Consider the following 23,015-nt stretch of genomic DNA (forward strand, 5'->3'; position numbering starts at 1 on the left):
CGCGCTTCGGAATTGACGCGGGCGATGGCCACCTGCGCGGCGTTCGCGTTGGCCGCGGCCGTGATCGGCGCCCGGTGGCAGCTGATCGCCTTCGCCGCGCCGCTGCTCGGGGTGCTGGGCACGATCAGCTGGCAGCCACGGGTGCCGGCGGTCGCCGTGCACGCCGAACCCGACACGCAGCGCTGCTTCGAGGGCGAGCCGGCGCACGTGACGGTGTGGGGGATCGAAGAGCAGGGCCCGTGCGCGGTCCGGCTGACGGTTCCGCCCGTCGAGGGAATGGAACTGCAGTTCGGCGAATCCGGTTCGCGCCGCGGCAAAACCGTGCGGGCCACCGCGCAGCGCTGGGGCCGCTACCACGTCGCGGCGCGGGTGGACGTGCTGGCCCGCGGCGGGTTGTTGAGCGGGACCGCGCTGGTGGACGCCGCCGAGGTGATCGTGTTTCCGCTGACGCCGCCGCAGCCGACGCCGATCCCGCGCACCGAGCTGCTGGACCGGTTGGGCGCCCACCTGACCCGGCATGTCGGGCCCGGCGTGGAATACGCCGACATTCGCCCCTACGTGCCCGGAGACCAACTGCGCGCAGTGAATTGGGCGGTGAGCGCGCGCCGCCGCCAGCTGCACGTGACCCAGCGGCTGACCGACCGCGCGGCCGACGTGGTGGTGCTGATCGACGGATACCGGCAGCCGGCGGGTCCGGCGACGCAGGCCACCGAGCGCATCGTGCGGGGCGCGGCCCAGGTGGTGCAAACCGCGCTGCGGCACGGTGATCGGGCCGGGATCGTCGCCCTGGGCGGCAACCGCCCGCGCTGGCTCGGCGCCGATATCGGGCAACGCCAGTTCTACCGGGTGCTCGACACCGTGCTGGCCGCCGGCGACGGATTCGAGCACACCACCGGCACGTTGGCGCCGCGCGCGGCGGTGCCCGCCGGGGCCATCGTCATCGCATTCTCCACCCTGCTCGACACCGAATTCGCCCTCGCCCTCATCGATCTGCGCCGGCGCGGCCACGTCGTGCTGGCGGTCGACATCCTCGAGGGTTCGCCGTTCGAGGACGAACAGGATCCGCTGGTGGATCGGATGTGGGCGCTGCAGCGCTCGGCGATGTACCGCGACATGGCCACCGTCGGCGTGGACATCGTGTGGTGGCCGGGCGACCGCGGTTTGGAACAGTCGATGGGTGTACTGCCCGATCGCCGCCGCCGGGTCCGGGGGAGGCTGCGTGGATAGCGGCCGAACCAATCTGCCGGTGCGGGTGGGCGCGCCCGGATTCGGTCTGCTCATGGTGGGATTGGCCGCCGGCGGCCGGCCGGAATCGGCGGCCGTCGCGGTCGCCGCGGCCCTGATCGCGGTCGCGGCGGGCACCGTATTGCGGCCCGCCGCAACCATTGCCGTGCTGCTGGCGGCCGTGACCGTCGTGACGTCGAACCCTCCGCCGGCGTGCGTCGCGCTGTCCGGGTTGTGCGCCACCGCCTACCTGGTGTGCCGACACGCGGTCGGCACACCCGTCCCGGTGATCCTGGGCAGCCGCACGACCGCCGTTGCGGCCGTGGGGTTTAGCTTCGCCGGTCTGGTGGCGACGTCGTTTCCGCTGCAGCTGCCGTGGCTGCCGCTGCTTGCCCCGCTGGGGGCGCTGGCGATCTACCTGCTGGCCATTCGGCCGTTCCTGAGCTGACCGCCGGCGCCGGCCGCACGACGCGACCGGAGCGGCACCCCCGACGCGCGGAAGGCGCTAAAAGCTGAACCTCAGGATGCGCGCGGACCGTGCCGTCCGCTTGCTCCACCCCGCCATCCGTGTCGCGATCCGCAACCACGTCGGAAACAGGTCCACCTCGGGCACACTCGCCAGGCTGGTCTCCTCGACGAGGGTGAGTTTGGGGTTCCAGCGTTCCGGCGTGTGCGGGTCGTTGTAACCCTCGAACGCACGGAGCTGGTTCACCTTCTTGAACATCCGCTGCGGGAACAACTTCGAGATCCATACGCCAATCACCATGCGTCCGTAGTCGTTGAACGCCAGCTGTCCGGCGGGGAAGTGATCGGTGATCGCGCGCATCACCGCGATGATCTGCTCCTTGTTGAGGAAGGGGAACAATCCGTCGGCGATGACGATGGCGGGGCGGTCCGCCGGAATCGCCGATATCCACTCGGGGTCGGTCACGGAGATTCCGATGGTGTGTTCGTGAGGTCCCGGTGGCATCACTTTGTCGCGCAGGGCCGCCAGCCCGGGCAGCTCGACGCTGTACCAGTCGACGGTGTCCGGCGGATTGACACGGGCGTACCCGTCGTCGAGCCCGGCGCCCAGATCGACCACCACGGCATCGGCGTGTTGGGCGATGAACGCGCGCACCCGGTCGTCGAGAAGTTTTGCGCGCAGGGATGTTTGACAAACGACGGGCGTCACGAGCCCCAGGCCGTCGAAGTCGTAGTCGATCTTTGTCACGGCATCGGCGGCACCCGGGTCGGGCAGGATGGGGCGTGCCCACCCGTTGTTGATCGCGCGGGCCTGCAACGTCAAAAATGCGGTCTCTTCCTCCGGGGTGATGGCGCTGGTGTCAATGCCCATATCCGTGCCTCCCTGAACTCCGGCTTCCTCGACTATACAGCCGTGTAGTTTATTGTCCAATCGTGTAGTCTGACGCAATGACCACGACAGATCCCGACGATCTCACCGCCCGCGCCCGCATCAGGCACGCGGCGCTGCGCGAGTTCGGCGAAAAGGGATACGAAGGGGCGACCATCCGCAGCATCGCCGCGGCGGCAGGGGTGTCGTCCGGGTTGCTGCGGCACCACTTCGGCTCCAAGCAGGAGCTTCGTCAAGCCTGCGACGACTACCTCGTCAAAACCATGCGCGACCTCAACGCCCAGGTGCAGGACAACGCCAAACGTGGTGACGTGCACTACGTTTCAGCCCGTATTCGCCTCGGCCAATACCAGGACTACATCACCCGCGCCCTGGTTGAGGGCGGCGCCGGTGAGTTGTTCGACGCGCTGGTGTCGATGACCGAGGAATGGCTTGCCTCGGCCGATGAACATCGGGCCGAGCCCGCCGATGTCGACGCCAAGTCGCGCGCCACCCTCATCACCGCGATGGCTCTTGCCATACCGCTGCTGCGGCAACACGTCTCGCGCGGCCTGGGCGTGGACATCAGCACAGAGCAGGGCGATCTGCGGGTCGCGGCCATCCTGGTCGACATCTATTCGAATCCGTTGTTGACGCCCGAGCAGGCCAAGTCTGCCCGCGACGACCTCGCCGGCCGACTCAGTGCAGCAGCTGGGCCGCCTGGTCGGCCAGGTCGAGCAGCGGCTGCGGGAAGACGCCCAGCGCCACGGTGACCGCGGCGCACACCGCGATCGCGGCCTTGCTCAAGATGCCCGGCGCCACCACGTGCGGGGTATCCTCGGTGGCCTCGGTGAAGAACATCGACACGATCACCCGCACGTAGAAGTAGGCGGCGACCCCGCTGGCGACCACACCGACGATCACCAGGGGCACGGCGCCGCCCTGGGCGGCGGCCTTGAACACGGCCAGCTTGCTGACGAAGCCACTGGTCAACGGGATCCCGGCGAACGCCAGCAAGAACATCGAAAACATCACGCCCACAATGGGAGAGCGCTGACCCAGCCCCGCCCAGTGCGACAGGGTGGCGTCCTCGACCCCGTCGGCGTCGCGGATCAGGGCGACGATGGCGAACGCGCCGACGGTGGAGAAGCTGTAGGCCAGCAGGTAGAACAGGGTGGCCGACAGGCCGGTGTGGTTGTCGGCGATCACCCCGGTCAGGATGAACCCGACGTGGGCGACCGACGAATACGCCAGCATCCGTTTGACGTCGCTCTGATTCACCGCGGTGATGGTGCCCACCGCCATGGTCAGGATCGAGATGGTCCACAGCACCGGACGCCACTGATCGTGCAGCGGCGGCAGCGCGACGTAGACCACCCGCAGCAAGGCACCGAAAGCCGCGACCTTGGTGGCCGCCGCCATGAACCCGGTGATCGGCGTGGGCGCACCCTGATACACGTCGGGTATCCAGGAGTGGAACGGGACGGCGCCGACCTTGAACAGCAGTCCGACCGACAGCAGCGCGACGCCCACCAGGGCCAGCGAGGTGTCACCGCGGGTGATGAGCGCATCGCGGATACCGGTCAGCAGCAGGGTGCCGGTCGCACCGTAGAGCAGCGCCACACCGTAGAGGAAGAACGCGGACGAAAAGGCGCCCAGCAGAAAGTATTTCATGGCCGCTTCCTGCGACAGCAGCCGCCGGTGCCGGGCCAGGCCGCACATCAGATACAGCGGCAGCGACAGCACTTCCAGCGCGACGAACATGGTCAGCAGATCGTTGGACGCGGGGAAGACCATCATGCCGCCGACCGACAGCATGGCCAGCGGGAACAGCTCGGTCTGGGCCGCGCCGGCGCGCTCGGCCTCCCGCTCGGCGTCGCTGTCGGGCACCGCCGAGGCCTGCGGGGTGAACGAGTCCAGGCCGCCCGATCCCGCCACCACCGCAACCTTGCTGTCCGACTTGGTCTGGGTGCGTTCGGCGATGAAGATCACCGCCATCACCGCGACCAGCAGCACGGTGCCCTGCAGGTACAGCGTCGGGCGGTCGATGGCCATGGCGCCCAGCACCGCGGCCCGCCCGGAGGCCGGGAGGGACTCGGCCACCTCGATCACGGCGAACAGTGCGGCGACCAGACCGCCCAGAGCCAGCGTCACCTGGGCGGTGTAGCGAATCCGCCTGGGCAGGAACGCTTCCGCCAGAACACCGGCCACGGCGACGCCGAACACGATCAGCGTCGGGCACAGCAGGAAGTACTGGATGCTCGGGGTGGGCAGGGTCATCATCGCCGTCCTTCGGCTGTCCGCGGCGTGCCCATCGGCACGCTCGGAGCGGGGTCGTGCTGACCGATGGTGGTCATGGTGTTCTCGACGGCGGGGTTGATGATGTCGAGCACCGGCTTGGGATAGATGCCGAGCACCAGCAGCAGCGCGATCAGCGGCGCCACCACGACCAACTCCCGGGCCCGCAGATCGCCGATCTTCTCGTTGCCGCCGGCCACCGGTCCGGTCATCATGCGCTGGTAGAGCCACAACATGTACACCGCGGAGAGCACCAGCGCGGTGACCCCGAACGCGGCCGCCAGCCAATATCGGTTGAAAGTGCCCAGCAGGACCAGGAATTCGCTGACGAACGGCGCCAGACCGGGCAGCGAGAGGGTGGCCATGGCCGAAACCAGGAAGGTGCCGGCCAGCACCGGCGCCACCTTCTGCACGCCGCCGTAGTCGGCGATAGCCCGGCTGCCGCCGTGCCGCGATATCAGGAACCCGGCGATCAGGAACACCGCCGCGGTGGACAGGCCGTGGTTGAGCATGTAGAGCGTCGAGCCGCTCTGGCCCTGGCTGGTCATCACGAAGATGCCCAGGATGATGAACCCGAAGTGCGAGATCGAGGTGTAGGCGATCAGGCGCATGACGTCGGCCTGACCGATGGCGACGATCGCCCCGTAGATCACCCCGATGACCGCCAGCACCACGATCAGCGGGCGGAAATACGTTGCGGCGTCGGGGAACAGCTGCAGGCAGTAGCGCAGCATGCCGAACGTGCCGACCTTGTCCATCACCGCCATCATCAGCACCGCGGTCGCCGGCGTCGCCTCGACCGCGGCGTCGGGCAGCCAGCGGTGGAACGGCCACAGCGGCGCCTTGATCGCGAACGCGAACATGAAGCCGAGGAACAGCGCCTTGGACACCGCCGGGTCGGCGCCGTAGCGGCCGGAGGCCACCCCGGCCACGATGTCGCGGAAGTCGAACGTGCCGGCCCCGTGCTGGGAAGTCACCACGTACAGCCCGATCACCGCGGCCAGCATGATGAGCCCGCCGAACAGGTTGTACAGCAAGAACTTCACCGCCGCCCGCGACCTGCCCGATCCGGCGCCGAAGCCGCCGATCAGGAAGTACATCGGGATGAGCATCGCCTCGAAGAACACGTAGAACAGCAACACGTCCAGGGCGATCACCGAGACCAGCACCATCGACTCGATGGCCAGCGTCAGGGCGACGTAGGCGTGCACACCGCGCTGCCTATCGCCGCCGTCGTTCCAGCCGGCCACCTGCAGCACCGGGATCAGCACCGCGGTCAGCAGCACCAGCACCACCGCGATGCCGTCCACGCCCAGCGTGTAGCCGGCGCCGAAAGCCGGGATCCACTGGTGTTTTTCGACGAACTGATAGGGGGCGCCGCCGGTTTTGAAGCCGGCGGTGACCACGATCGCCACCGCCAGGGTCAGCACCCCGAACACCAGGCCGGTCCACTTGGCGAGCTGCCGCAGCCCGGGCGGCATCAGGATGATCAGTACCGAGCCGGCCAGCGGCACCAGCCACAGGATGCTCAGCCAGGGCAGCTGATTCACCACAGCCGCACCGCCAGGATCAGCGCGATCACCAGCACGGCGCCGGTCAGCATCGACAGGGCATAGTTGCGGGCGAAGCCGGTTTGCAGGCCCCGCAAGCGATTCGACGTCGCGCTCACCAACGCCGCCAGTGCGTTGACCGAGCCGTCGACGCCCGCGTCGTCGACCTCGACGAGCGCGTGGGTCAGTTGCGCGCCGGGGCGCATGAACACCTCCTCGTTGAAGGCATCGCCGTAGAAGTCGTTACGGACCGCCGTGGTCAGCGGCGACACCGACAACGGCGCCACCCTGGGGATGGGCGCGGTGGCGTAGAGCCGGTAGGCCACCGCGATGCCGACGGCCACGACGCCCAGCGCCAGCGCGGTGCTGATCCACACCGGGACGGCGTGAGTCACCTCTTCGTGCCTGCCGACCACCGGCTCCAGCCAGCGCTGCAGCGTGCCGCCCACCGCGAACAGTCCGCCGGAGAACACCGACCCGACGGCCAGCAGGATCATCGGCCAGGTCATCAGCCCCGGCGCCTCGTGCGGATGGCTGCCTGGGGCCCAACGCTTTTCGCCGAAGAAGGTCATCAGCATCACCCGGGTCATGTAGAACGCGGTGACGCCGGCGCCCAGCAGCGCCGCCCCGCCGAGCAGGTACCCGCGGACGCCGCCGGCGGCCAGCGCGGCCTCGATGATGGCGTCCTTGGAGAAGAAGCCCGCGAACGGCGGCACCCCGATGATGGCCAGGTAGCCCAACCCGAAGGTGACGAACGTGACCGGCAGCGCGGCCCGCAGCCCGCCGTAGCGCCGCATGTCCTGCTCCTCGTGCATCGCGTGGATCACCGCGCCGGAGCCGAGGAACAGGCCGGCTTTGAAGAACCCGTGGGTCAGCAGATGCATGATCGCGAACGCGTAGCCGGCCGGGCCCAACCCGGCGGCCAGCACCATGTAGCCGATCTGGCTCATGGTCGAAGCCGCCAGCGCCCGCTTGATGTCGTCCTTGGCGCAGCCGATGAAGGCACCCAGCAGCAAGGTGACCGCACCCACGATCACCACCGCCAGTTGCGCATCCGGCGACAGGTTGTACAGCGGGTTGGACCGCACGATCAGGTACACGCCCGCGGTCACCATGGTGGCGGCGTGGATCAGCGCGGACACCGGGGTGGGGCCCTCCATGGCGTCGCCCAGCCAGGCCTGCAGCGGCACCTGTGCGGATTTGGCACAGGCCCCCAGCAGCAACAGCAGACCCATCGCGGTCAGCGCGCCCCGACCGGCCGCCGGCGCCCCCGCGAACACCCCGGCGTAGGACAGCGTCCCGAAAGTGCTGAACATCAAGAACATTCCCAATGCCAGCCCGGCGTCGCCGACCCGGTTCATCACGAACGCCTTCTTGGCCGCGGTGGCCGCCGTCGGCTTGTGGTACCAGAACCCGATCAGCAGGTAGGACGCCAGGCCCACGCCCTCCCAGCCGACGTAGAGCACCACGTAGTTGTCGGCGATCACCAGCAGCAGCATGGACGCCAGGAACAGGTTGAGGTAGCCGAAAAACCTTCGGCGGTCGGCATCTTCGGCCATGTAGGCCACCGAGTAGATGTGGATCAGCGACCCCACGCCGGTGATCAGCAACACGAAACACACCGACAGCTGGTCGATCTGCAGCCCCAGGTCCACCTGCAGCTGGCCGACCGGGATCCAGCTGAACACCCTTTCGTGGATGGCGCGCTGGTCGGCGGGACGGCCGAGCAACTCATCCAGCAGGCCGACGCCGACCACGAACGCCGCCACGGCGGTGGCGCAACCCAGCCAATGCCCCCACCGGTCGGTGCGTCGCCCGCCGAACAACAGGATCGCGGCACCCGCCAGCGGCAGCGCCACCAGCAGCGGAGTGTAGTGAGTCATGTTGGCGTGCTCAGCCTTTGAGTAGGTTCGCGTCGTCGACGGACGCCGATTTGCGGGTACGGAAAATGGTCATGATGATGGCCAGGCCGATGACCACCTCGCAGGCGGCGACCACCATCGTGAAGAACGCGATCATCTGCCCGTCCAGGTGGCCGTGCATCCGGGCGAACGTGACGAACGCCAGGTTGACCGCGTTGAGCATCAGCTCGACGCACATGAACATCACGATGGCGTTGCGGCGCAACAACACACCGGCCGCCCCGATGGTGAACAGCAGCGCCGAGAGATACAGGTAGTTGATGGGATTCACGACGCACCGCCTTGCGACAGACTCGGGCTGGGCTCCGGTGCGGCGACGTCCTTGCCGTCGCCGCCGCGGCTTTGCAGGATGGGCGACACCGACAGCTTCGAATACGAGCCGTCCGGCAACAGGGCGGCCACGTCGACGGCGTTGTGGCGGGCGTAGACACCGGGGTTGGGCAGCGGGGTGGGGTGCCCGCCGGCCCGGAAACGCTCCTGGGAAAGTTCGCGCTGGGTCTTGCGGCGCTCGAAACGCTCCCGGTGCGCCAGCACCATGGCCCCGACGGCCGCGGTGATCAGCAGCGCGCTGGTCAGCTCGAAGGCCCACAGGTAGCGGGAAAAGATCAGGGCGGCAAGCCCTTCCACGTTGCCGTTGGCGTTGGCGGTGGTCAGCCCGGCGAACCCGCCGCTGGCCACGTTGCCGACCGCGGCGATGAGCAGGATGCCGAACCCGACACCGGCGGCCACCGCGGCGACGCGCTGGCCGCGCAGCGTCTCCTTGAGCGATTCGGCCGAGTCGACGCCGATGAGCATCAGCACGAACAGGAACAGCATCATCACCGCGCCGGTGTACACCACGACCTGGACGACTCCCAAAAACAGCGCGTCCTGGATCATGTAGAACACCGCCAGGATGATCATCGTCATGGCCAGGAACATGGCCGAGTAGACGGCGTTGACGGCCAGCACCACCCCGAGCGCACCGATCACGGCCAGCGCGCCCAGCACCCAGAAGGTGACCGCCTCGCCGGTGGATGTGCGGACGATGGTGTCCTGGGAATAGCTGGAGGCCAGCGTGGCGGCGACGGCGTGGCCGGCGAAGGCACTCACCGCGGCTCCCCGGCCCGCTGGGCCTCCCGCAGCCCGTGCGCGGTCACATTGCCCAGGTAGTAGTCCTTATCGGTGGCGCCGGGGGCGCGGGGATGCGGCGGCGCGGTCATCTCGGGCAGCAGCGGGGCCAGCAGCCGATCCTTCTCGTAGATCAGGTCGGCGCGGTTGTCGTCGGCCATCTCGTAGTCGTTGGTCATCGTCAGCGCCCGGGTCGGGCAGGCCTCGACGCACAGCCCGCAGCCGATGCAGCGCAGGTAGTTGATCTGGTACACCCGGCCGTAGCGTTCCCCGGGCGAATACCGCAGTTCCTCGGTGTTGTCGGCGCCCTCGACGTAGATCGCGTCGGCCGGGCAGGCCCACGCGCACAGCTCGCAGCCGATGCACTTCTCCAGCCCGTCGGGGTAACGGTTGAGCTGGTGACGGCCGTGGTAGCGCGGCGCGACCGGGCCCGGCTTCTCCGGATACTCCTCGGTGACATGCTTTTTGAACATCGACGCGAACGTCACGCCGAATCCGGCGACTGCGTCCAAGAATTTAGCCACGTGCTTTCTCCTTACTCGCGGCCGCCAGCGCTTTCGCCGGCAGCGGCGGTGTCGGGAATACCGGGGTGGAATCCGGCGCGGTGGGCAGCTGCTTGGCCTGGCGGCGCAGCTGCCGTCGCAGCGCGCGAATATGCGGCGTGGTGAACGGTTTTCGCAGCGAGAGCACCAGGGCGGCGGCGAACACGATGCTGGAGATCACCAGGATCGGCGTCCAGTGCGCGTACCCCTGGTTCTGCAGCGTGCGGATCACCGCCGCGATCAGCACCCACACCAACGAGGCGGGGATCAGCAGCTTCCAGCCCAGCCCCATGAACTGGTCGTAGCGCAGCCGCGGCAGGCTGGCCCGCAGCCAGAAGTAGATGAACAGGAAGGTCCACATCTTCGCGGTGAACCACAGCACCGGCCACCAGCCGGTGTTGGCGCCCGCCCACGTGTTCAGCGGCCACGGCGCATGCCAGCCGCCGAAGAACAACGCGGTGGCCAGTGACGACACCGTCATCATGTTGACGTACTCGGCCAGCATGAACATGGCGAACTTCAGCGACGAGTACTCGGTGTGGAACCCGGCGACCAGCTCGCCCTCGGCCTCGGGCAAATCGAAAGGCGCCCGGTTGGTTTCACCGACCATCGAGATCAGGTAGATCACGAACGACGGCAGCAGCAGGAACACGAACCAGACCCGGTCCTGGGCGGCCACGATCTGCGAGGTGGACATGGAGCCGGCGTAGAGGAACACCGCCGCGAACGACAATCCCATCGCCACCTCGTAGGAGATCACCTGCGCGGTGGAGCGCACCCCGCCCAGCAGCGGGTAGGTGGAGCCGGATGCCCAGCCGCCCAACACGATTCCGTACACCCCGATCGCCGACAGGCCCAGGATGAACAGCACCGCGACCGGCAGGTCGGTGAGCTGAAGCGGGGTGCGGTGGCCGAACACCGACACCACCGGGCCGAACGGGATGAACGCGAACGCGGTGAAGGCGGGGATGGTCGAGATGACCGGCGCCGCGAAGTAGACGAATTTGTCGACGCCGCCCGGGGTGATGGTTTCCTTGAGCGCCAACTTGATTCCGTCGGCCAGGCTCTGCAGCACACCCCACGGGCCCACCCGGTTGGGGCCGGGCCGCAGCTGCATCCAGCCGAGGATCTTGCGTTCGAGCAGGATCGCGACAAGCACGTTGAGCATGAGGAACACGAAGATGGCCAGCGCCTTGCCCAGCACCAGCCACCAGGGGTCGTGCCCGAAGGCGGTCAGTGGGGTCGTCACGAGCCAACTCCAATCCGCACCGTGGCGCCGACGGTGACGCCGAGCTGGCGGTGCACCGCCGAGCCGGAGGAGTTCAGCGGCAGCCACACCACCCGGTCGGGCATGTCGGTGATCACCAGCGGCAGGCTGATCGATCCGCGCGGCGTGCTCACGGTGACCGCATCGCCGTCGGCGGCGCCGATCTCGGCGGCGGTGTCGGCCGACAGCCGCAGCACGGGCTTGCGCGCCGTGCCGGCCAGATGCGGTTCGCCGTCTTGCATGCGACCGTTGTCCAGCAGCATCCGCCAACCGGTCAGCACCGCTTCACCCGCCCCGGGCGGCGTCGGCTCGGCGGCCGCGACGTCCGGGCCGGCCGCGCGTTTGCCCTCCCAGTAGGGCAGCGCGGCGTATTCGGTGCGGATCTCCTCGACGGTCGCCGTCCCCAGGTAGACGCCCAGCTCGTCGGCCAAAGTGTCGAGCACCTGGTGATCGGATTGGCCGGCCTGCGTCATGCTGCCGCGCAGCGCGGCCTGGAACGGGCGGAACCGGCCCTCCCAGTTGACGAAGGCGCCCGCCTTCTGGGTGGTCGGCGCGACCGGGAACACCACGTCGGCGCGCTGCGTGACGGCGCTGTGCCGCAGCTCCAGGCTGACCACGAAGCCCACCCCGTCCAGCGCCGCCAGCACCGCCTGCGGATCGGCGAAGTCGTCCGGGTCCACACCGCCGACCAGCAGTGCGCCCAGCGTGCCGTCGGCGGCGGCAGCCAGCATCTCCTGCACGTCACGCCCAGGGCCGCAAGGCAATTCGGACACGTTCCAGGCCGACGCGATCTGCGCGCGGGCGTCGTCGTCAGCGACGGGCCGGCCGCCCGGCAGCAGCCCGGGCAGCGCCCCGGCCTCCAGGGCGCCGCGATCGCCGGCGCGCCGCGGAACCCAGACCAGCCGGGCGCCGGTGGTGTCGGCCAGCCGGGCGGCGGCGGACAGTCCGCCCGGCGCCGTGGCCAGCCGTTCGCCGACCATGATGACCGCGCCCGGGGTGGACAGCAGGTCACCCACTTCGCCGGTGGCCAGCCGGTCCAACGCCGAGGCCTCGGCGCCGGGCGCGGTTTTGATCAGCCGACCCGACATCTTGGTCAGCGAGCGGGTGGCGAACGGCGCCACCGCGTACACCGGCACCCCGTGCTTGCGGGCCGCCTTGCGCAGCCGCAGGAACACGATCGGCGACTCGTCTTCGGGCTCGAACCCGGCCAGCAGCACCACCGGTGCGGACTCCAGGTCGGAGTAGCTGACGGTGATCGGCCGGCCGGCGATCCGGGCGGCCAGAAAGTCGGTCTCCTCGGCCGAGCTGGGCCGGGCCCGAAAGTCGATGTCGTTGCTGCCCAACACGATTCGGGCGAATTTCGAGTACGCGTAGGCGTCCTCCCAGGTGGCCCGACCGCCGACCAGCACCCCGGTGTTGCCCAGCGCGGATTCCAGCCCCCGGGTCGCGGCGGCGATCGCGTGCGACCAGGAGGCCGGTTGCAGCGAACCGTCGGCGTCGCGGACCAGGGGAGTGGTGATCACGTCGGGCTGGGTGGCGTAGCTGAACGCCCACCGGCCCTTGTCGCAGTTCCACTCCTCGTTGACTTCCGGGTCGTCGCCGGCCAGTCGGCGCAGCACCTTGCCGCGGCGGTGGTCGGTGCGCTGGGCGCACCCGGACGCGCAGTGCTCGCAGACGCTGGGGCTGGACACCAGGTCGAAGGGGCGGGCCCGGAACCGGTAGGCGGTGCCGGTGAGCGCCCCCACCGGGCAGATCTGCACGGTGTTGCCCGAGAAGTAGGAGTCGAACGGTTCGTTGGCGTAGATGCCGACCTGCTGCAGCGCGCCGCGCTCCTGCATGTCGATGAACGGGTCGCCGGCGATCTGCTCGGAGAACCGGGTGCAGCGGGCGCACAGGATGCAGCGCTCCCGGTCCAGCAGCACCTGCGCGGAGATGTTGATCGGCTTGGCGAAGGTGCGCTTGACGTCGGTGAAGCGAGAATCGCTGCGGCCGTTGGACATTGCCTGGTTCTGCAGCGGGCATTCGCCGCCCTTGTCGCACATCGGGCAGTCCAGCGGATGGTTGATCAGCAGCAGCTCCATCACGCCGTGCTGGGCCTTGTCGGCGGCCTCGGAGGTGAGCTGGGTGCGCACCACCATGTCGTCGGTCGCGACCGTGGTGCACGAGGCCATCGGCTTGCGCTGCCCCTCGACCTCGACCAGGCACTGCCGGCACGCCCCGACCGGCTCCAGCAGCGGGTGGTCGCAGAACCGGGGGATCTGGATGCCCATCAACTCGGCCGCGCGGATCACCAGAGTCCCCTTGGGGACGCTGATCTCGTTGCCGTCGATGCTCAGCGTCACCATCTCCGGCTGGGTCACGCGGCCTTCGGTGTCCGCAGTTTGGGTCACGAGTCGCTCCCGTTCGGTGTCAGCATGGAGTCTCGCGGGTCGAACGGGCATCTGCCGTTCTCGACGTGGGCGACGTACTCGTCGCGGAAGTACTTGATCGACGACATCACCGGGCTGGCGGCGCCATCGCCCAACGCGCAGAACGACTTTCCCAGGATGGTGTCGGAGATGTCCAGCAGCTTGTCGATGTCCTCGGCCGTGCCCTTACCGGTCTCCAGCCGTTCGTAGATCTGGTCGAGCCAGAACGTGCCCTCGCGGCACGGCGTGCACTTGCCGCACGACTCGTGCTTGTAGAAGTAGGTCCAGCGGCGCACCGCACGCACCACGCAGGTGGTCTCGTCGAAGATCTCCAGCGCCTTGGTGCCCAGCATCGAGCCGACCCCGCCCACGCCCTCGTAATCCAGTGGCACGTCGAGGTGTTCGTCGGTCAGCAGCGGGGTCGACGAGCCGCCGGGGGTCCAGAACTTGAGCCGGTGCCCGGCCCGCACCCCGCCGGCGTAATCGAGCAACTCGCGCAACGTGATTCCCAGCGGCGCCTCGTACTGGCCGGGCCGGGTGACGTGGCCGGACAGCGAATACAGCGTGAAGCCCGGCGATTTCTCGCTGCCCATCGAGCGGAACCAGTCCACGCCGTTGCCGATGATGGACGGCACGCTGGCGATGGTCTCGACGTTGTTGATCACCGTGGGGCAGCCGTACAGCCCGGCCACCGCCGGGAACGGCGGCCGCAGCCGGGGCTGGCCGCGGCGGCCCTCCAGCGAGTCCAGCAGCGCGGTCTCCTCGCCGCAGATGTAGGCGCCGGCGCCGGCGTGCACCACCAGCTCCAGATCGAAGCCCGAGCCGTCGATGTCGCGGCCCAGATAGCCGGCGGCGTAGGCCTCGGCGACGGCGTTCTGCAGCCGGCGCAGCACCGGCAGCACCTCGCCGCGCACATAGATGAACGCGTGGTTGGCCCGGATCGCATACGCCGCGATGATCACCCCCTCGATCAGGACGTGCGGGGTGGCCAGCATCAACGGAATGTCTTTGCACGTACCGGGTTCCGACTCGTCGGCGTTGACCACCAGGTAGTGCGGCTTGGCGGCCGCGCCGGTGTCGCCCTGCGGGATGAACGACCACTTGGTGCCGGTCGAGAAGCCCGCGCCGCCGCGCCCGCGCAGCCCGGAGTCCTTGACCATCCCGATGACCGCGTCGGGCTCCATCGCCAGCGCCTTCTTCATCGCCGCGTAGCCGCCGTGCCGGTGGTACGTCTGCAGCGTCCACGACTCGGGATCGTCCCAGAAGCGGCTGATCACCGGCGTCAGCGGCGTCGCCTGCGGGGCCCCGGAGGCCTCCGAAGTCTCCGAAGTCGTTGTCATTGCTGGCCTTCCGGCGGTTTCGGTGCCTGCATGCCGTGTTCCTTGGCGACCTTCAGCCCGGCCAGGGTCGCCGCGCCGGCGCCGCCCTGCCCCTGGTCGGGGCGCTCGTCGGGCAGCCCGGCCAGGATGCGCGAGGTCTCCCGGAAGACGCACAGCGGCGCGCCGCGGGTGGGGTGCCGGGGCTCACCGGCGCGCAGCGAGTCGACGAGTTCGCGCGCCGACTCGGGTGTCTGGTTGTCGAAGAACTCCCAGTTGACCATCACCACCGGCGCGTAGTCGCAGGCCGCGTTGCATTCGATGTGTTGCAGCGTGACCGACCCGTCGGGCGTGGTCTCGTCGTTGCCGATGCCCAGATGCTCCTTCAGCGCATCGAAGATGGCGTCGCCACCCATGATGGCGCACAACGTGTTTGTGCACACCCCGACGAGGTAGTCACCGGTCGGCCCGCGCCGGTACATGGTGTAGAAGCTGGCCACCGCCGACACCTCGGCCCCGGTCAAACCCAGCTGCTCGCCGCAGAACTCTAGTCCCGCCGGGGTCAGGTAGGAGTCCTGCGACTGGACCAGGTGCAGCAGCGGCAGCAGCGCCGAGCGTTTGTCGGGGTAGCGGCCCATGATCTCCTTGGCGTCGACCTCGAGCCGGGCCCGCACCTCGGGCGGGTAGGACGTGGGCGCGCCCTCGACCACGAACGCGTTGGGCTCGTCGGGCGGCGGGCCGAGCCGGAGGAACACCGGCTGCCCCTGTGGGCCGGTCATCGGTCCACCCCGCCCATCACCGGGTCGATGCTGGCGACCGCGGTGATCAGGTCGGCGACCATGCCGCCCTCGCACATCGCGGCGACGGACTGCAGATTGGTGAACGACGGGTCGCGGTAGTGCACCCGGTAGGGGCGGGTGCCGCCGTCGCTGACCATGTGCACGCCGAGCTCGCCGCGCGGCGATTCGACCGCCGTGTACACCTGGCCCGGCGGGACCCGGATGCCCTCGGTGACCAGCTTGAAGTGGTGGATCAGGGCCTCCATCGAGCCGCCCATGATCTTGGCGATGTGCTCCGGCGAGTTACCCAGGCCGTCCGGGCCGACCTTCAAATCGGCGGGCCAGGCGATCTTTCCGTTCTCGACCATGATGGGGCCCGGCTGCAACTTGTCCAGACATTGCTCGACGATCTTGATCGACTCCCACATCTCCTTGACGCGAATCATGTAGCGCCCGTAAGCATCACACGTGTCGGCGGTGATCACGTCGAATTCGTAGTTTTCATAACCGCAGTACGGTTCGCTCTTGCGCAGATCGTGCGGCAGCCCGGTGGCGCGCAGGATCGGCCCCGTGATGCCAAGCGCCATGCAGCCGGTCAGGTCCAGGTAGCCGATGTCCTGGGTGCGGGCCTTCCAGATGGCGTTCTCGTTGAGCAGGTCGCCCATTTCGCGCAGCGGTTGGCGCAACTGGTCGAGCGCCTGGGCGATTTCGGTTTTCGCATTCGGCGGCAGGTCCTGGGCCACGCCGCCGGGCCGGATGTAGGCGCTGTTCATCCGCAGCCCGGTGATCGACTCGAACAGGGTGAGCACGATTTCGCGGCCGCGGAAGCCGACGAACATCGGCGTCATCGCGCCCAGCTCCATGCCGCCGGTGGCCAGGGCCACCAGATGCGAGGAGATCCGGTTGAGCTCCATCATCATCACCCGGATGACGTTGACCCGCTCCGGTATCTGGTCGGTGATGCCGAGCAGCTTCTCCACGCCCAGGCAGTAGGCGGTCTCGTTGAAAAACGGTGAGAGATAATCCATTCGGGTCACGAACGTGACACCCTGGGTCCAGTACCGGTATTCGAGGTTCTTTTCGATGCCGGTGTGCAGGTAGCCGATTCCGCAACGCGCCTCGGTGACCGTTTCGCCCTCGATCTCCAGGATCAGCCGCAGCACCCCGTGGGTGGACGGGTGCTGGGGTCCCATGTTGACGACGATGCGTTCGCCGGGGTCGGCGCTGCGGGCGGCCTCGACGACCTTGTCCCAGTCCTGGCCGCCCGCGACCACGAGGGTCTCGCCGGCGCCGTCGTGCGTCGATTCGGTGGTGGTGCTCATCAGTTGTACGCTCTCCGCTCGTCGGGCGGGGGTATCTGTGCGCCTTTGTATTCGACCGGGATCCCGCCGAGCGGGTAGTCCTTGCGCTGCGGATGCCCGTGCCAGTCGTCCGGCATCTCGATGCGGGTCAGCGACGGGTGCCCGTCGAAGATGATGCCGAAGAAGTCGTAGGTCTCGCGCTCGTGCCAGTCGGTGGTCGGATAGATCCGGTACAGCGACGGGATGTGCGGATCCTCGTCGGGCACAGCCACTTCCAGGCGGACGCGGCGGTTGTGCGTGATGGACTGCAGCGGATAGACGGCGTGCAGTTCGCGACCCGTCTCGTGCGGGTAGTGCACGCCGCTGACGCCCAGGCACATCTCGAAACGCAGCCGCGGGTCGTCGCGAAGGTGCTGGGCCACGTGCGGCAGTGCCGCCCGGTCGACGTGCAGGGTGAGCTCGTCGCGGTACACCACGACCTTCTCGATCGCCTGGTGGAATTCGATGCCGTTGCTCTGCAACGACTCGGTCAACGTGTCGACGACGTCGTCGAAGTAGCTGCCGTAGGGTCGCGGGCTGCTGCCGGGCAGGGTGACCGTGCGCACCAGCCGCCCGTAGCCGGACGTGTCGCCGGTGCCGGCGGCCCCGAACATGCCGCGACGAACGTCGATCACCTCGTCGTCGCCCTGGGCTATCGCCTCGCGGGGGTCCTGGTCGGGCGAGCTCATCGCAGCAGTCCGCGCATCTCGATGGTGGGCCGGGCCGACAGCGCCGCCTGCTCGGCTTCGGCGATGGCGGTTTCCCGGTTGACGCCCAGCGGCATTTGTTGAATCTTCTCGTGCAGCTTGAGGATTGCGTACAACAGCATTTCCGGGCGCGGGGGGCAGCCGGGCAGGTAGATGTCCACCGGGACGACGTGGTCGACGCCCTGCACGATCGCGTAGTTGTTGAACATCCCGCCGGATGACGCGCACACCCCCATGGCCAGCACCCATTTCGGCTCGGCCATCTGGTCGTAGATCTGGCGCAGCACCGGGGCCATCTTCTGGCTCACCCGACCGGCGACGATCATCAGGTCGGCCTGGCGGGGAGTGGCCGAGAACCGCTCCATGCCGAACCGCGCGATGTCGAATCTTGGCCCGGCGGTTGCCATCATCTCGATGGCACAGCAGGCCAACCCGAACGTCGCCGGCCACAGCGAGTTCTTGCGGACGTAGCCGGCGACCTTCTCGACCGTCGACAACAGGATCCCGCCGGGCAGCTGTTCCTCAAGACCCACGCTTACCTCAATCCCCTCTCGGCCCTCAGTCCCACGTCAGGCCGCCGCGGCGCCACACGTAGGCGTAGGCCACGAAAACCGTGAGCATGAAGACCACCATCTCGATCAGAGCAAAGGTGCCCAGCGCGTCGTAGCTGACCGCCCACGGGTACAGGAACACGATTTCGATGTCGAAGACGATGAACAGCATCGCGGTCAGGTAGTACTTCACCGGAAACCGCTGTCCGGCCGTGGCGCGCGGGCCGCTCACCGAGGTTTCGGTGGGCTCGATGCCGCACTCGTAGGCCGCCATCTTCGATTTGTTGAAACGTGACGGGCCGGCCAGGCTCGCGATCACCACCGAGCCCACGGCAAAGGCGGTGGCGATCGCCCCCAGCACCAGGATGGGTATGTAGACGTTCAACTCGCTCCATGATCCGTCGTGCGAGCCGCCTGCAGCGGCCAGGCGGTAACCGGGCTGCTGTGACGAACCCGGTTTCGGGACCGTCACAGTGATCTTCAACATAGCATCGCGGCGCGCGGCGCGCTTGCCCGGGGTGGGCGTTTTGCAGTATTGACGCCGCCGTGCTCGCGCTGTCCAGCGCAAAGTCAGGGGGCGACGGCCGGGCGATTGCCCCGGCGGCAACGAGGACGCGTGGATCCGGTCAGCGAACCGGGGTGCGCAACAGGTTCAGCACCGTGCGGCCGAGCAGGATGGGGTCGATCGGATGCGGCACCGCGGCTTCGGCGCGCGACCAGGACGCCAGCCAGGCATCGTCGGGCCGCCCGGTCAGCACCACCAGCGGTGGGCAGGTGTCGAGTTCGTCCTTGAGCTGTTTGGCGATTCCCATGCCCCCGGTGGGGGTGGCCTCGCCGTCCAGGATGGCCAGGTCGATGCCGCCCTGGTCCATCGTCTTGACCACCATCGGGGCGGTGGCCACCTCCACGTAGCTCAGCTCGGGCAGGTCGGGATGCAGGTGCCTGCCCAGTGCCCGCATCACCCGTTCCCGGGTCTGGGCGTTGCTGCTGTAGACGAGGATCCGCAGGGCGACGCTGGATTGGGGCGTGGAGTCCGACACGCTGCAGATGCTACTGGTGCCGCAGTGGGTTTATCGGGGTGCCCGCAAATCTGTTGCGAATCTATTGCGAATCTCGGACGAAGATGACGTCGGCCGCGGCCGTCGCGGTGCGGCCGATCATGCCGAACCGGTTCCAGCCCAGGTCGAATCGGGCGCGATCGAGCGTGGTTTCGCCGGTGATCCGGATCGAGCCGTCGTCGAGCTCGAGGATCGTGACGGGCAGCGGCAGTTGTGCGGTGACGCCCTTGACGGTGAAGTCGGTGCGCAGGTCGGCGTTTTTGCCCTTGGTCGGCTGCAGCCCGGTGACCACCACGCTGATCTTCTCGAAGCGTTCGACGTCGAAGAAGTCGGGCGAGCGCAGGTGCTGGTCGCGGCGGCCGATCCCGGTGTCCAGCGACGCGGCCCGGATGTCGACGCGCCCGAAAACCGCTCCCTTGCCGGTCAGTTGGCCGTCACCGGTGAAGTCGGTGAAGCGGCCCCGGACGGTCAGCAGCCCCCACATGTTCTTGATCCTGAAAGTGATGGCCGAGCGGTCCGGCACCAGGTTCCACACGCCGGCCATCTCCGGATCGTGCAGCAGTGTCTCCAAGGTCGTCATCGATCACCCCCAACTGTCGTGGCGAATCTAGCGCCTATCACATCAGCGGCGCGATCCCGGCGGGATCGAAGTATTCGTCGATGCGCTCGATCATGCCGTGCGCGCCCACCCTGATCACGATGCACACCCGCAGCGAGATCGCTTGCCCGCCATGCCCGGTGGCGTGCAAGACGTGCTGCTGGACGAAGCCGCCGTCGAACAGCTGCCGGTCCAGGATCTGGTAGCGGCGCCGGGCGGTCGCGCCGATGAACCAGTCGATCACCCGCACGGCGCGGGCCTTGTCGTCGTCGCGGCGGGAGCCGACCCGCCACACCGCGATATCGTCGCTCCACATCGCCGCGACCGCGGTCACGTCACCGCGCTCGATGGCGGCGAACAGCCGGTCGGCCGTGTCGACGACGGTTTTCGCACCGCTGGCGGTCATGGCACCCGCTCCCCTCCGATCTGTTTACTATTCGTTGTCGTAGCCGGGATGGGCGACGGCCAACCGGCGTCGCACCAGCGCGCGCAGGCAGGCGATGACGTCGTCGGCCCGCCCGTCCATCTCCCCGGCGCGTATCGCGGCGGCGAGCTGCTCCTCCTCGGCGAAACCCAAGGCGGCCAGGGCGGCACGCGATTGCGCTTCGCTCTCGTCGAGCAGTTCACGCTCGACGATGCGCAACGCGTTGGCGGCCACCCGGGCGTGGAAGTTGACCTGCCCCTCGGTCGCCGCGCGCACGTCGGTCTCCAGGAATTCGGCCACGGCGGCGACGAGTTCGGCGGCCAGCGGGCGGCCATAGGGGCCGATCATCAGGCGGCCCCTTCGAGCAGGTTGAGTAGATCCCACTCGGTCTCGCAGACGCGCCGGCCGATGGTGGCCAGCTCGACCGAGCGGTGCAGGCCGCTCAGGTGCCGCTCCGCCTGGTAGCGGCAGATCACCCCCCAGCGCAGCGTGGCCAGCACCAGCCACCAGTGGAACGCCGCCCGGTCCACGGTCGTCGCGCTGGCCTGCTCGTAGGCACGCAGGAAGCTCTCGATGCTGCCCAGGCCGCCGGCGCCGAGGCCGGCCGGGGCGCCGAATCGCCAGGCGCGGATGCAGAACCAGGCCAGATCCTCATACGCCTGGCCGACATGCACCAGCTCCCAATCCAGCACCGCGGCAAGCTGGGCGCCGTCGACGATGAGATTGCCCATCCGGAAGTCGCCGTGCACCAACACCGCCGGCGCCGCACGGGGCCGGCGGGCGGCCAGCCAGCGAAACGCCCATTCGAAGGTGGCGGTGGTGTCGCCCATGTCGTCGAGGCGTTGCCGCCATTCGGCGAGTTGGTCCTGGCGCCTCAGGCCCGGGTCCTGGATCCGGTCTATCTCGGCGCGGTGGATGGCGGCCACAGCGTGCGCGCATTGCCCGAGCAGGTGGGCCCGGGCCGCGTGGCCGTCGGCGGCGTCGAGCCGGCGCTGGATGCGCCGCGCGATGGTCTCGCCCTTGATCTCGTCGCAGATCAGGAACGGATTGCCCAGTGCGACAGGCGAATTGTCGGCGACCAGGATGTGGGGGACCGGGGCGCCGGCGGCCGCGGCGGCGGCTTGCGCCTGGGCTTCGAGCTCCATGCCGGCGTGCACGTCGTCGGGCGGGCCGGTGCGCAGGATCAGCGGGCGGCGCCGCCCGCCGGTGACGGCGTCGAACGCCCAGGTGGTTCTGCTGGCCCCGCCGGTCAGCGTGCGCAGCTGCTCGACGGCTGTGCCGGCGCCGAGCGCGGTGGCCAGCACCCCTTCCAGTTTGGGGCGCAGTTCGGCCGCGTCGCTGTCCATCACTTCTTGCCGAATTTGAACAGCCGCTGCGCCACCCGGCGGATCTGGATCTCCTCGGCGCCCTCGGTGATCCGGTAGCGGCGGTGATGGCGGTAGATGTGCTCGAACGGTTCGTGCCGGCTGTAGCCGAGGCCGCCGAAGATCTGCATGGCCCGGTCGGCGGCGTCGCAGACCAGCCGGTTGGCCCGGTAGTTGGCCATCGACACCTTGTCGGATACCTCCATGTGGTGGTCGCGGTCCAGGTGCCAGGCCGCGTACTGCACGAGCAGCCGCACCATCTGGGCTTCGGTCTGCAGTTCGGCCAGCGGCCATTGCACGGCCTGGTTGACCGACAGCGGTTTGCCGAACACCGTTCGGCTGCCGGCGTATTCGGCGGCCCGGTCGATGCAGTACTGGGCGGCACCCAGGCTGCTGGCCGCTTGCCGAATCCTGTTCTCGTGCAGGAAGGTTTGCGCGACTTCGAGTCCGCGATCCACCTCACCGAGCACCGCGTCGGCGGGCACCCGGACATCGGTCAGCTCGACCTCGCCGTGGTCGGTGGGCATGTTGAACGTCCACCAGTAGTAGGGCACCGTGAATCCGGGCGCGTCGGTCGGCACCAGGAACGCGGTGATGCCCACCGCGGTCCCGGGCTCACCGGAGGTGCGGGCGAAGATCAGGTCGTGGGTGGCGCGGTGCACGCCGGTGTTGAATCGCTTGGCGCCGTTTATCACCCAGCCGTCACCGTCGCGTTCGGCGCGGGTCTGAAGCCAGGTGGCGTCCGAGCCGTGCTGCGGCTCGGTCAGGCCGAACGCCATGGAACGTTCCCCGGTGATCAGCGCCTGCGACCACTCCCGGCGCTGTTCGTCGGTGCCGAACCGCTCCATCATGATCACCTGCGGGAAGTTCCCGACGATCGACGACTCGTTCTGCAGGTCGTTGTGCAGGCCAAGACCCTTGTGCGCCAGGTGTTCTCGAATGACCGCCATGTCGACGTTGCTGCCGTCGCGACCCCCCAGCGACGCGGGCAATCCGTACCGCAGCCAGCCTGCCCGGTCGGCCCGCCGGCGCATCTCGGCCAGCAGGTCCTCCCATTCGCGGGTGGGGATCCCGTCGTTGTCCCAATCGGTGCGGACATGCTCGCGGCGCTGGTCGAAATACTGGATGTGCTCGCGCTCCAGCGGTTTGATCTCGTTCTCGATGAACGCGTCCATCTCGGCGAGCACGCCCGGAAGGTGTTCGGGCAGGGTGAAATCCACAGCT

General features: G+C 68.5%; 24 protein-coding genes. 3 read left to right on the forward strand and 21 right to left on the reverse strand.

Features of this window, described 5'->3' with window-relative positions; genetic code table 11:
* The first annotated feature begins 24 nt into the window (after positions 1-24).
* Both MAA44156_RS03190 and MAA44156_RS03195 read left to right on the forward strand, forming a co-directional pair.
* Entirely contained in the window at positions 25-1,227 is a 1,203-nt protein-coding gene (locus MAA44156_RS03190; RefSeq protein WP_009978499.1) for a DUF58 domain-containing protein, read from the forward strand.
* A gap of 52 nt (positions 1,228-1,279) precedes the next feature.
* Complete coding sequence (locus tag MAA44156_RS03195; protein WP_179868901.1) at positions 1,280-1,672, forward strand: hypothetical protein; 393 nt, start codon at positions 1,280-1,282, stop codon at positions 1,670-1,672.
* A gap of 57 nt (positions 1,673-1,729) precedes the next feature.
* On the opposite strand, the gene MAA44156_RS03200 is transcribed toward MAA44156_RS03195, so the two are convergent.
* Entirely contained in the window at positions 1,730-2,560 is an 831-nt protein-coding gene (locus MAA44156_RS03200) for a class I SAM-dependent methyltransferase (protein ID WP_009978497.1), read from the reverse strand.
* Positions 2,561-2,637: 77 nt separating this feature from the next.
* Between MAA44156_RS03200 and MAA44156_RS03205 the strand changes: the two genes are divergently transcribed.
* A complete protein-coding gene (locus MAA44156_RS03205; protein WP_009978496.1) occupies positions 2,638-3,330 on the forward strand; it encodes a TetR/AcrR family transcriptional regulator in 693 nt (230 codons plus the stop codon).
* Here MAA44156_RS03205 and nuoN read toward each other — a convergent pair.
* From nuoN to MAA44156_RS03305, 20 genes are all read right to left on the reverse strand, one after another.
* Positions 3,257-4,837: an NADH-quinone oxidoreductase subunit NuoN gene (gene nuoN / locus MAA44156_RS03210; RefSeq protein WP_009978494.1), complete on the reverse strand. Its 1,581-nt coding sequence runs from the start codon at positions 4,835-4,837 to the stop codon at positions 3,257-3,259. The genes MAA44156_RS03205 and nuoN overlap by 74 nt on opposite strands.
* Complete coding sequence (locus tag MAA44156_RS03215; RefSeq protein ID WP_009978493.1) at positions 4,837-6,405, reverse strand: NADH-quinone oxidoreductase subunit M; 1,569 nt, start codon at positions 6,403-6,405, stop codon at positions 4,837-4,839. Before MAA44156_RS03215 ends, nuoN begins: the two co-directional genes overlap by 1 nt.
* Positions 6,402-8,288, reverse strand: a complete 1,887-nt coding sequence (nuoL, locus tag MAA44156_RS03220; protein ID WP_009978491.1) for an NADH-quinone oxidoreductase subunit L — start codon at positions 8,286-8,288, stop codon at positions 6,402-6,404. The genes MAA44156_RS03215 and nuoL overlap by 4 nt, the downstream gene beginning before the upstream one ends.
* 10 nt (positions 8,289-8,298) lie before the next feature.
* A complete protein-coding gene (gene nuoK, locus MAA44156_RS03225) occupies positions 8,299-8,598 on the reverse strand; it encodes an NADH-quinone oxidoreductase subunit NuoK (RefSeq protein ID WP_003874812.1) in 300 nt (99 codons plus the stop codon).
* Positions 8,595-9,383, reverse strand: a complete 789-nt coding sequence (locus MAA44156_RS03230) for an NADH-quinone oxidoreductase subunit J (protein ID WP_085978469.1) — start codon at positions 9,381-9,383, stop codon at positions 8,595-8,597. The genes nuoK and MAA44156_RS03230 overlap by 4 nt, the downstream gene beginning before the upstream one ends.
* A 32-nt stretch (positions 9,384-9,415) precedes the next feature.
* Entirely contained in the window at positions 9,416-10,033 is a 618-nt protein-coding gene (nuoI, locus tag MAA44156_RS03235) for an NADH-quinone oxidoreductase subunit NuoI (RefSeq protein WP_370445528.1), read from the reverse strand.
* Positions 9,954-11,216 (reverse strand): NADH-quinone oxidoreductase subunit NuoH, encoded by a 1,263-nt coding sequence (nuoH, locus tag MAA44156_RS03240; protein ID WP_029248573.1) that lies wholly within the window; start codon positions 11,214-11,216, stop codon positions 9,954-9,956. Before nuoH ends, nuoI begins: the two co-directional genes overlap by 80 nt.
* Before the next feature lie 8 nt (positions 11,217-11,224).
* The gene (locus MAA44156_RS03245; RefSeq protein WP_023861011.1) at positions 11,225-13,636 is read right to left on the reverse strand and encodes an NADH-quinone oxidoreductase subunit G; all 2,412 of its coding nucleotides are present in this window, start codon (positions 13,634-13,636) and stop codon (positions 11,225-11,227) included.
* The gene (gene nuoF, locus MAA44156_RS03250; RefSeq protein ID WP_009978486.1) at positions 13,633-14,994 is read right to left on the reverse strand and encodes an NADH-quinone oxidoreductase subunit NuoF; all 1,362 of its coding nucleotides are present in this window, start codon (positions 14,992-14,994) and stop codon (positions 13,633-13,635) included. Before nuoF ends, MAA44156_RS03245 begins: the two co-directional genes overlap by 4 nt.
* Entirely contained in the window at positions 14,991-15,749 is a 759-nt protein-coding gene (gene nuoE / locus MAA44156_RS03255) for an NADH-quinone oxidoreductase subunit NuoE (protein ID WP_009978484.1), read from the reverse strand. The genes nuoF and nuoE overlap by 4 nt, the downstream gene beginning before the upstream one ends.
* The gene (gene nuoD / locus MAA44156_RS03260) at positions 15,746-17,071 is read right to left on the reverse strand and encodes an NADH dehydrogenase (quinone) subunit D (protein ID WP_003874819.1); all 1,326 of its coding nucleotides are present in this window, start codon (positions 17,069-17,071) and stop codon (positions 15,746-15,748) included. Before nuoD ends, nuoE begins: the two co-directional genes overlap by 4 nt.
* Positions 17,071-17,778, reverse strand: a complete 708-nt coding sequence (locus tag MAA44156_RS03265) for an NADH-quinone oxidoreductase subunit C (RefSeq protein ID WP_009978483.1) — start codon at positions 17,776-17,778, stop codon at positions 17,071-17,073. The genes nuoD and MAA44156_RS03265 overlap by 1 nt, the downstream gene beginning before the upstream one ends.
* Positions 17,775-18,329, reverse strand: coding sequence for a NuoB/complex I 20 kDa subunit family protein (locus MAA44156_RS03270; RefSeq protein ID WP_003874821.1), 555 nt, complete (start codon positions 18,327-18,329; stop codon positions 17,775-17,777). Before MAA44156_RS03270 ends, MAA44156_RS03265 begins: the two co-directional genes overlap by 4 nt.
* A gap of 25 nt (positions 18,330-18,354) precedes the next feature.
* Entirely contained in the window at positions 18,355-18,732 is a 378-nt protein-coding gene (locus tag MAA44156_RS03275) for an NADH-quinone oxidoreductase subunit A (protein WP_004571437.1), read from the reverse strand.
* Between the two features lie 241 nt (positions 18,733-18,973).
* Positions 18,974-19,387, reverse strand: a complete 414-nt coding sequence (locus tag MAA44156_RS03280) for an Rv3143 family two-component system response regulator (protein WP_009978479.1) — start codon at positions 19,385-19,387, stop codon at positions 18,974-18,976.
* 61 nt (positions 19,388-19,448) lie between these two features.
* Positions 19,449-19,985 (reverse strand): YceI family protein, encoded by a 537-nt coding sequence (locus MAA44156_RS03285; protein WP_023863298.1) that lies wholly within the window; start codon positions 19,983-19,985, stop codon positions 19,449-19,451.
* A 37-nt stretch (positions 19,986-20,022) separates the two neighbouring features.
* The gene (locus MAA44156_RS03290) at positions 20,023-20,409 is read right to left on the reverse strand and encodes a nuclear transport factor 2 family protein (protein ID WP_003874825.1); all 387 of its coding nucleotides are present in this window, start codon (positions 20,407-20,409) and stop codon (positions 20,023-20,025) included.
* Positions 20,410-20,436: 27 nt separating this feature from the next.
* Positions 20,437-20,775 (reverse strand): DUF6285 domain-containing protein, encoded by a 339-nt coding sequence (locus MAA44156_RS23420; protein ID WP_009978475.1) that lies wholly within the window; start codon positions 20,773-20,775, stop codon positions 20,437-20,439.
* Complete coding sequence (locus MAA44156_RS03300; RefSeq protein ID WP_009978474.1) at positions 20,775-21,773, reverse strand: phosphotransferase family protein; 999 nt, start codon at positions 21,771-21,773, stop codon at positions 20,775-20,777. The genes MAA44156_RS23420 and MAA44156_RS03300 overlap by 1 nt, the downstream gene beginning before the upstream one ends.
* Entirely contained in the window at positions 21,773-23,011 is a 1,239-nt protein-coding gene (locus tag MAA44156_RS03305) for an acyl-CoA dehydrogenase family protein (RefSeq protein WP_009978473.1), read from the reverse strand. The genes MAA44156_RS03300 and MAA44156_RS03305 overlap by 1 nt, the downstream gene beginning before the upstream one ends.
* Positions 23,012-23,015: the final 4 nt, after the last annotated feature.

Origin of the sequence: Mycobacterium avium subsp. avium, assembly GCF_009741445.1 — a bacterium.
Lineage (GTDB): Bacteria > Actinomycetota > Actinomycetes > Mycobacteriales > Mycobacteriaceae > Mycobacterium > Mycobacterium avium.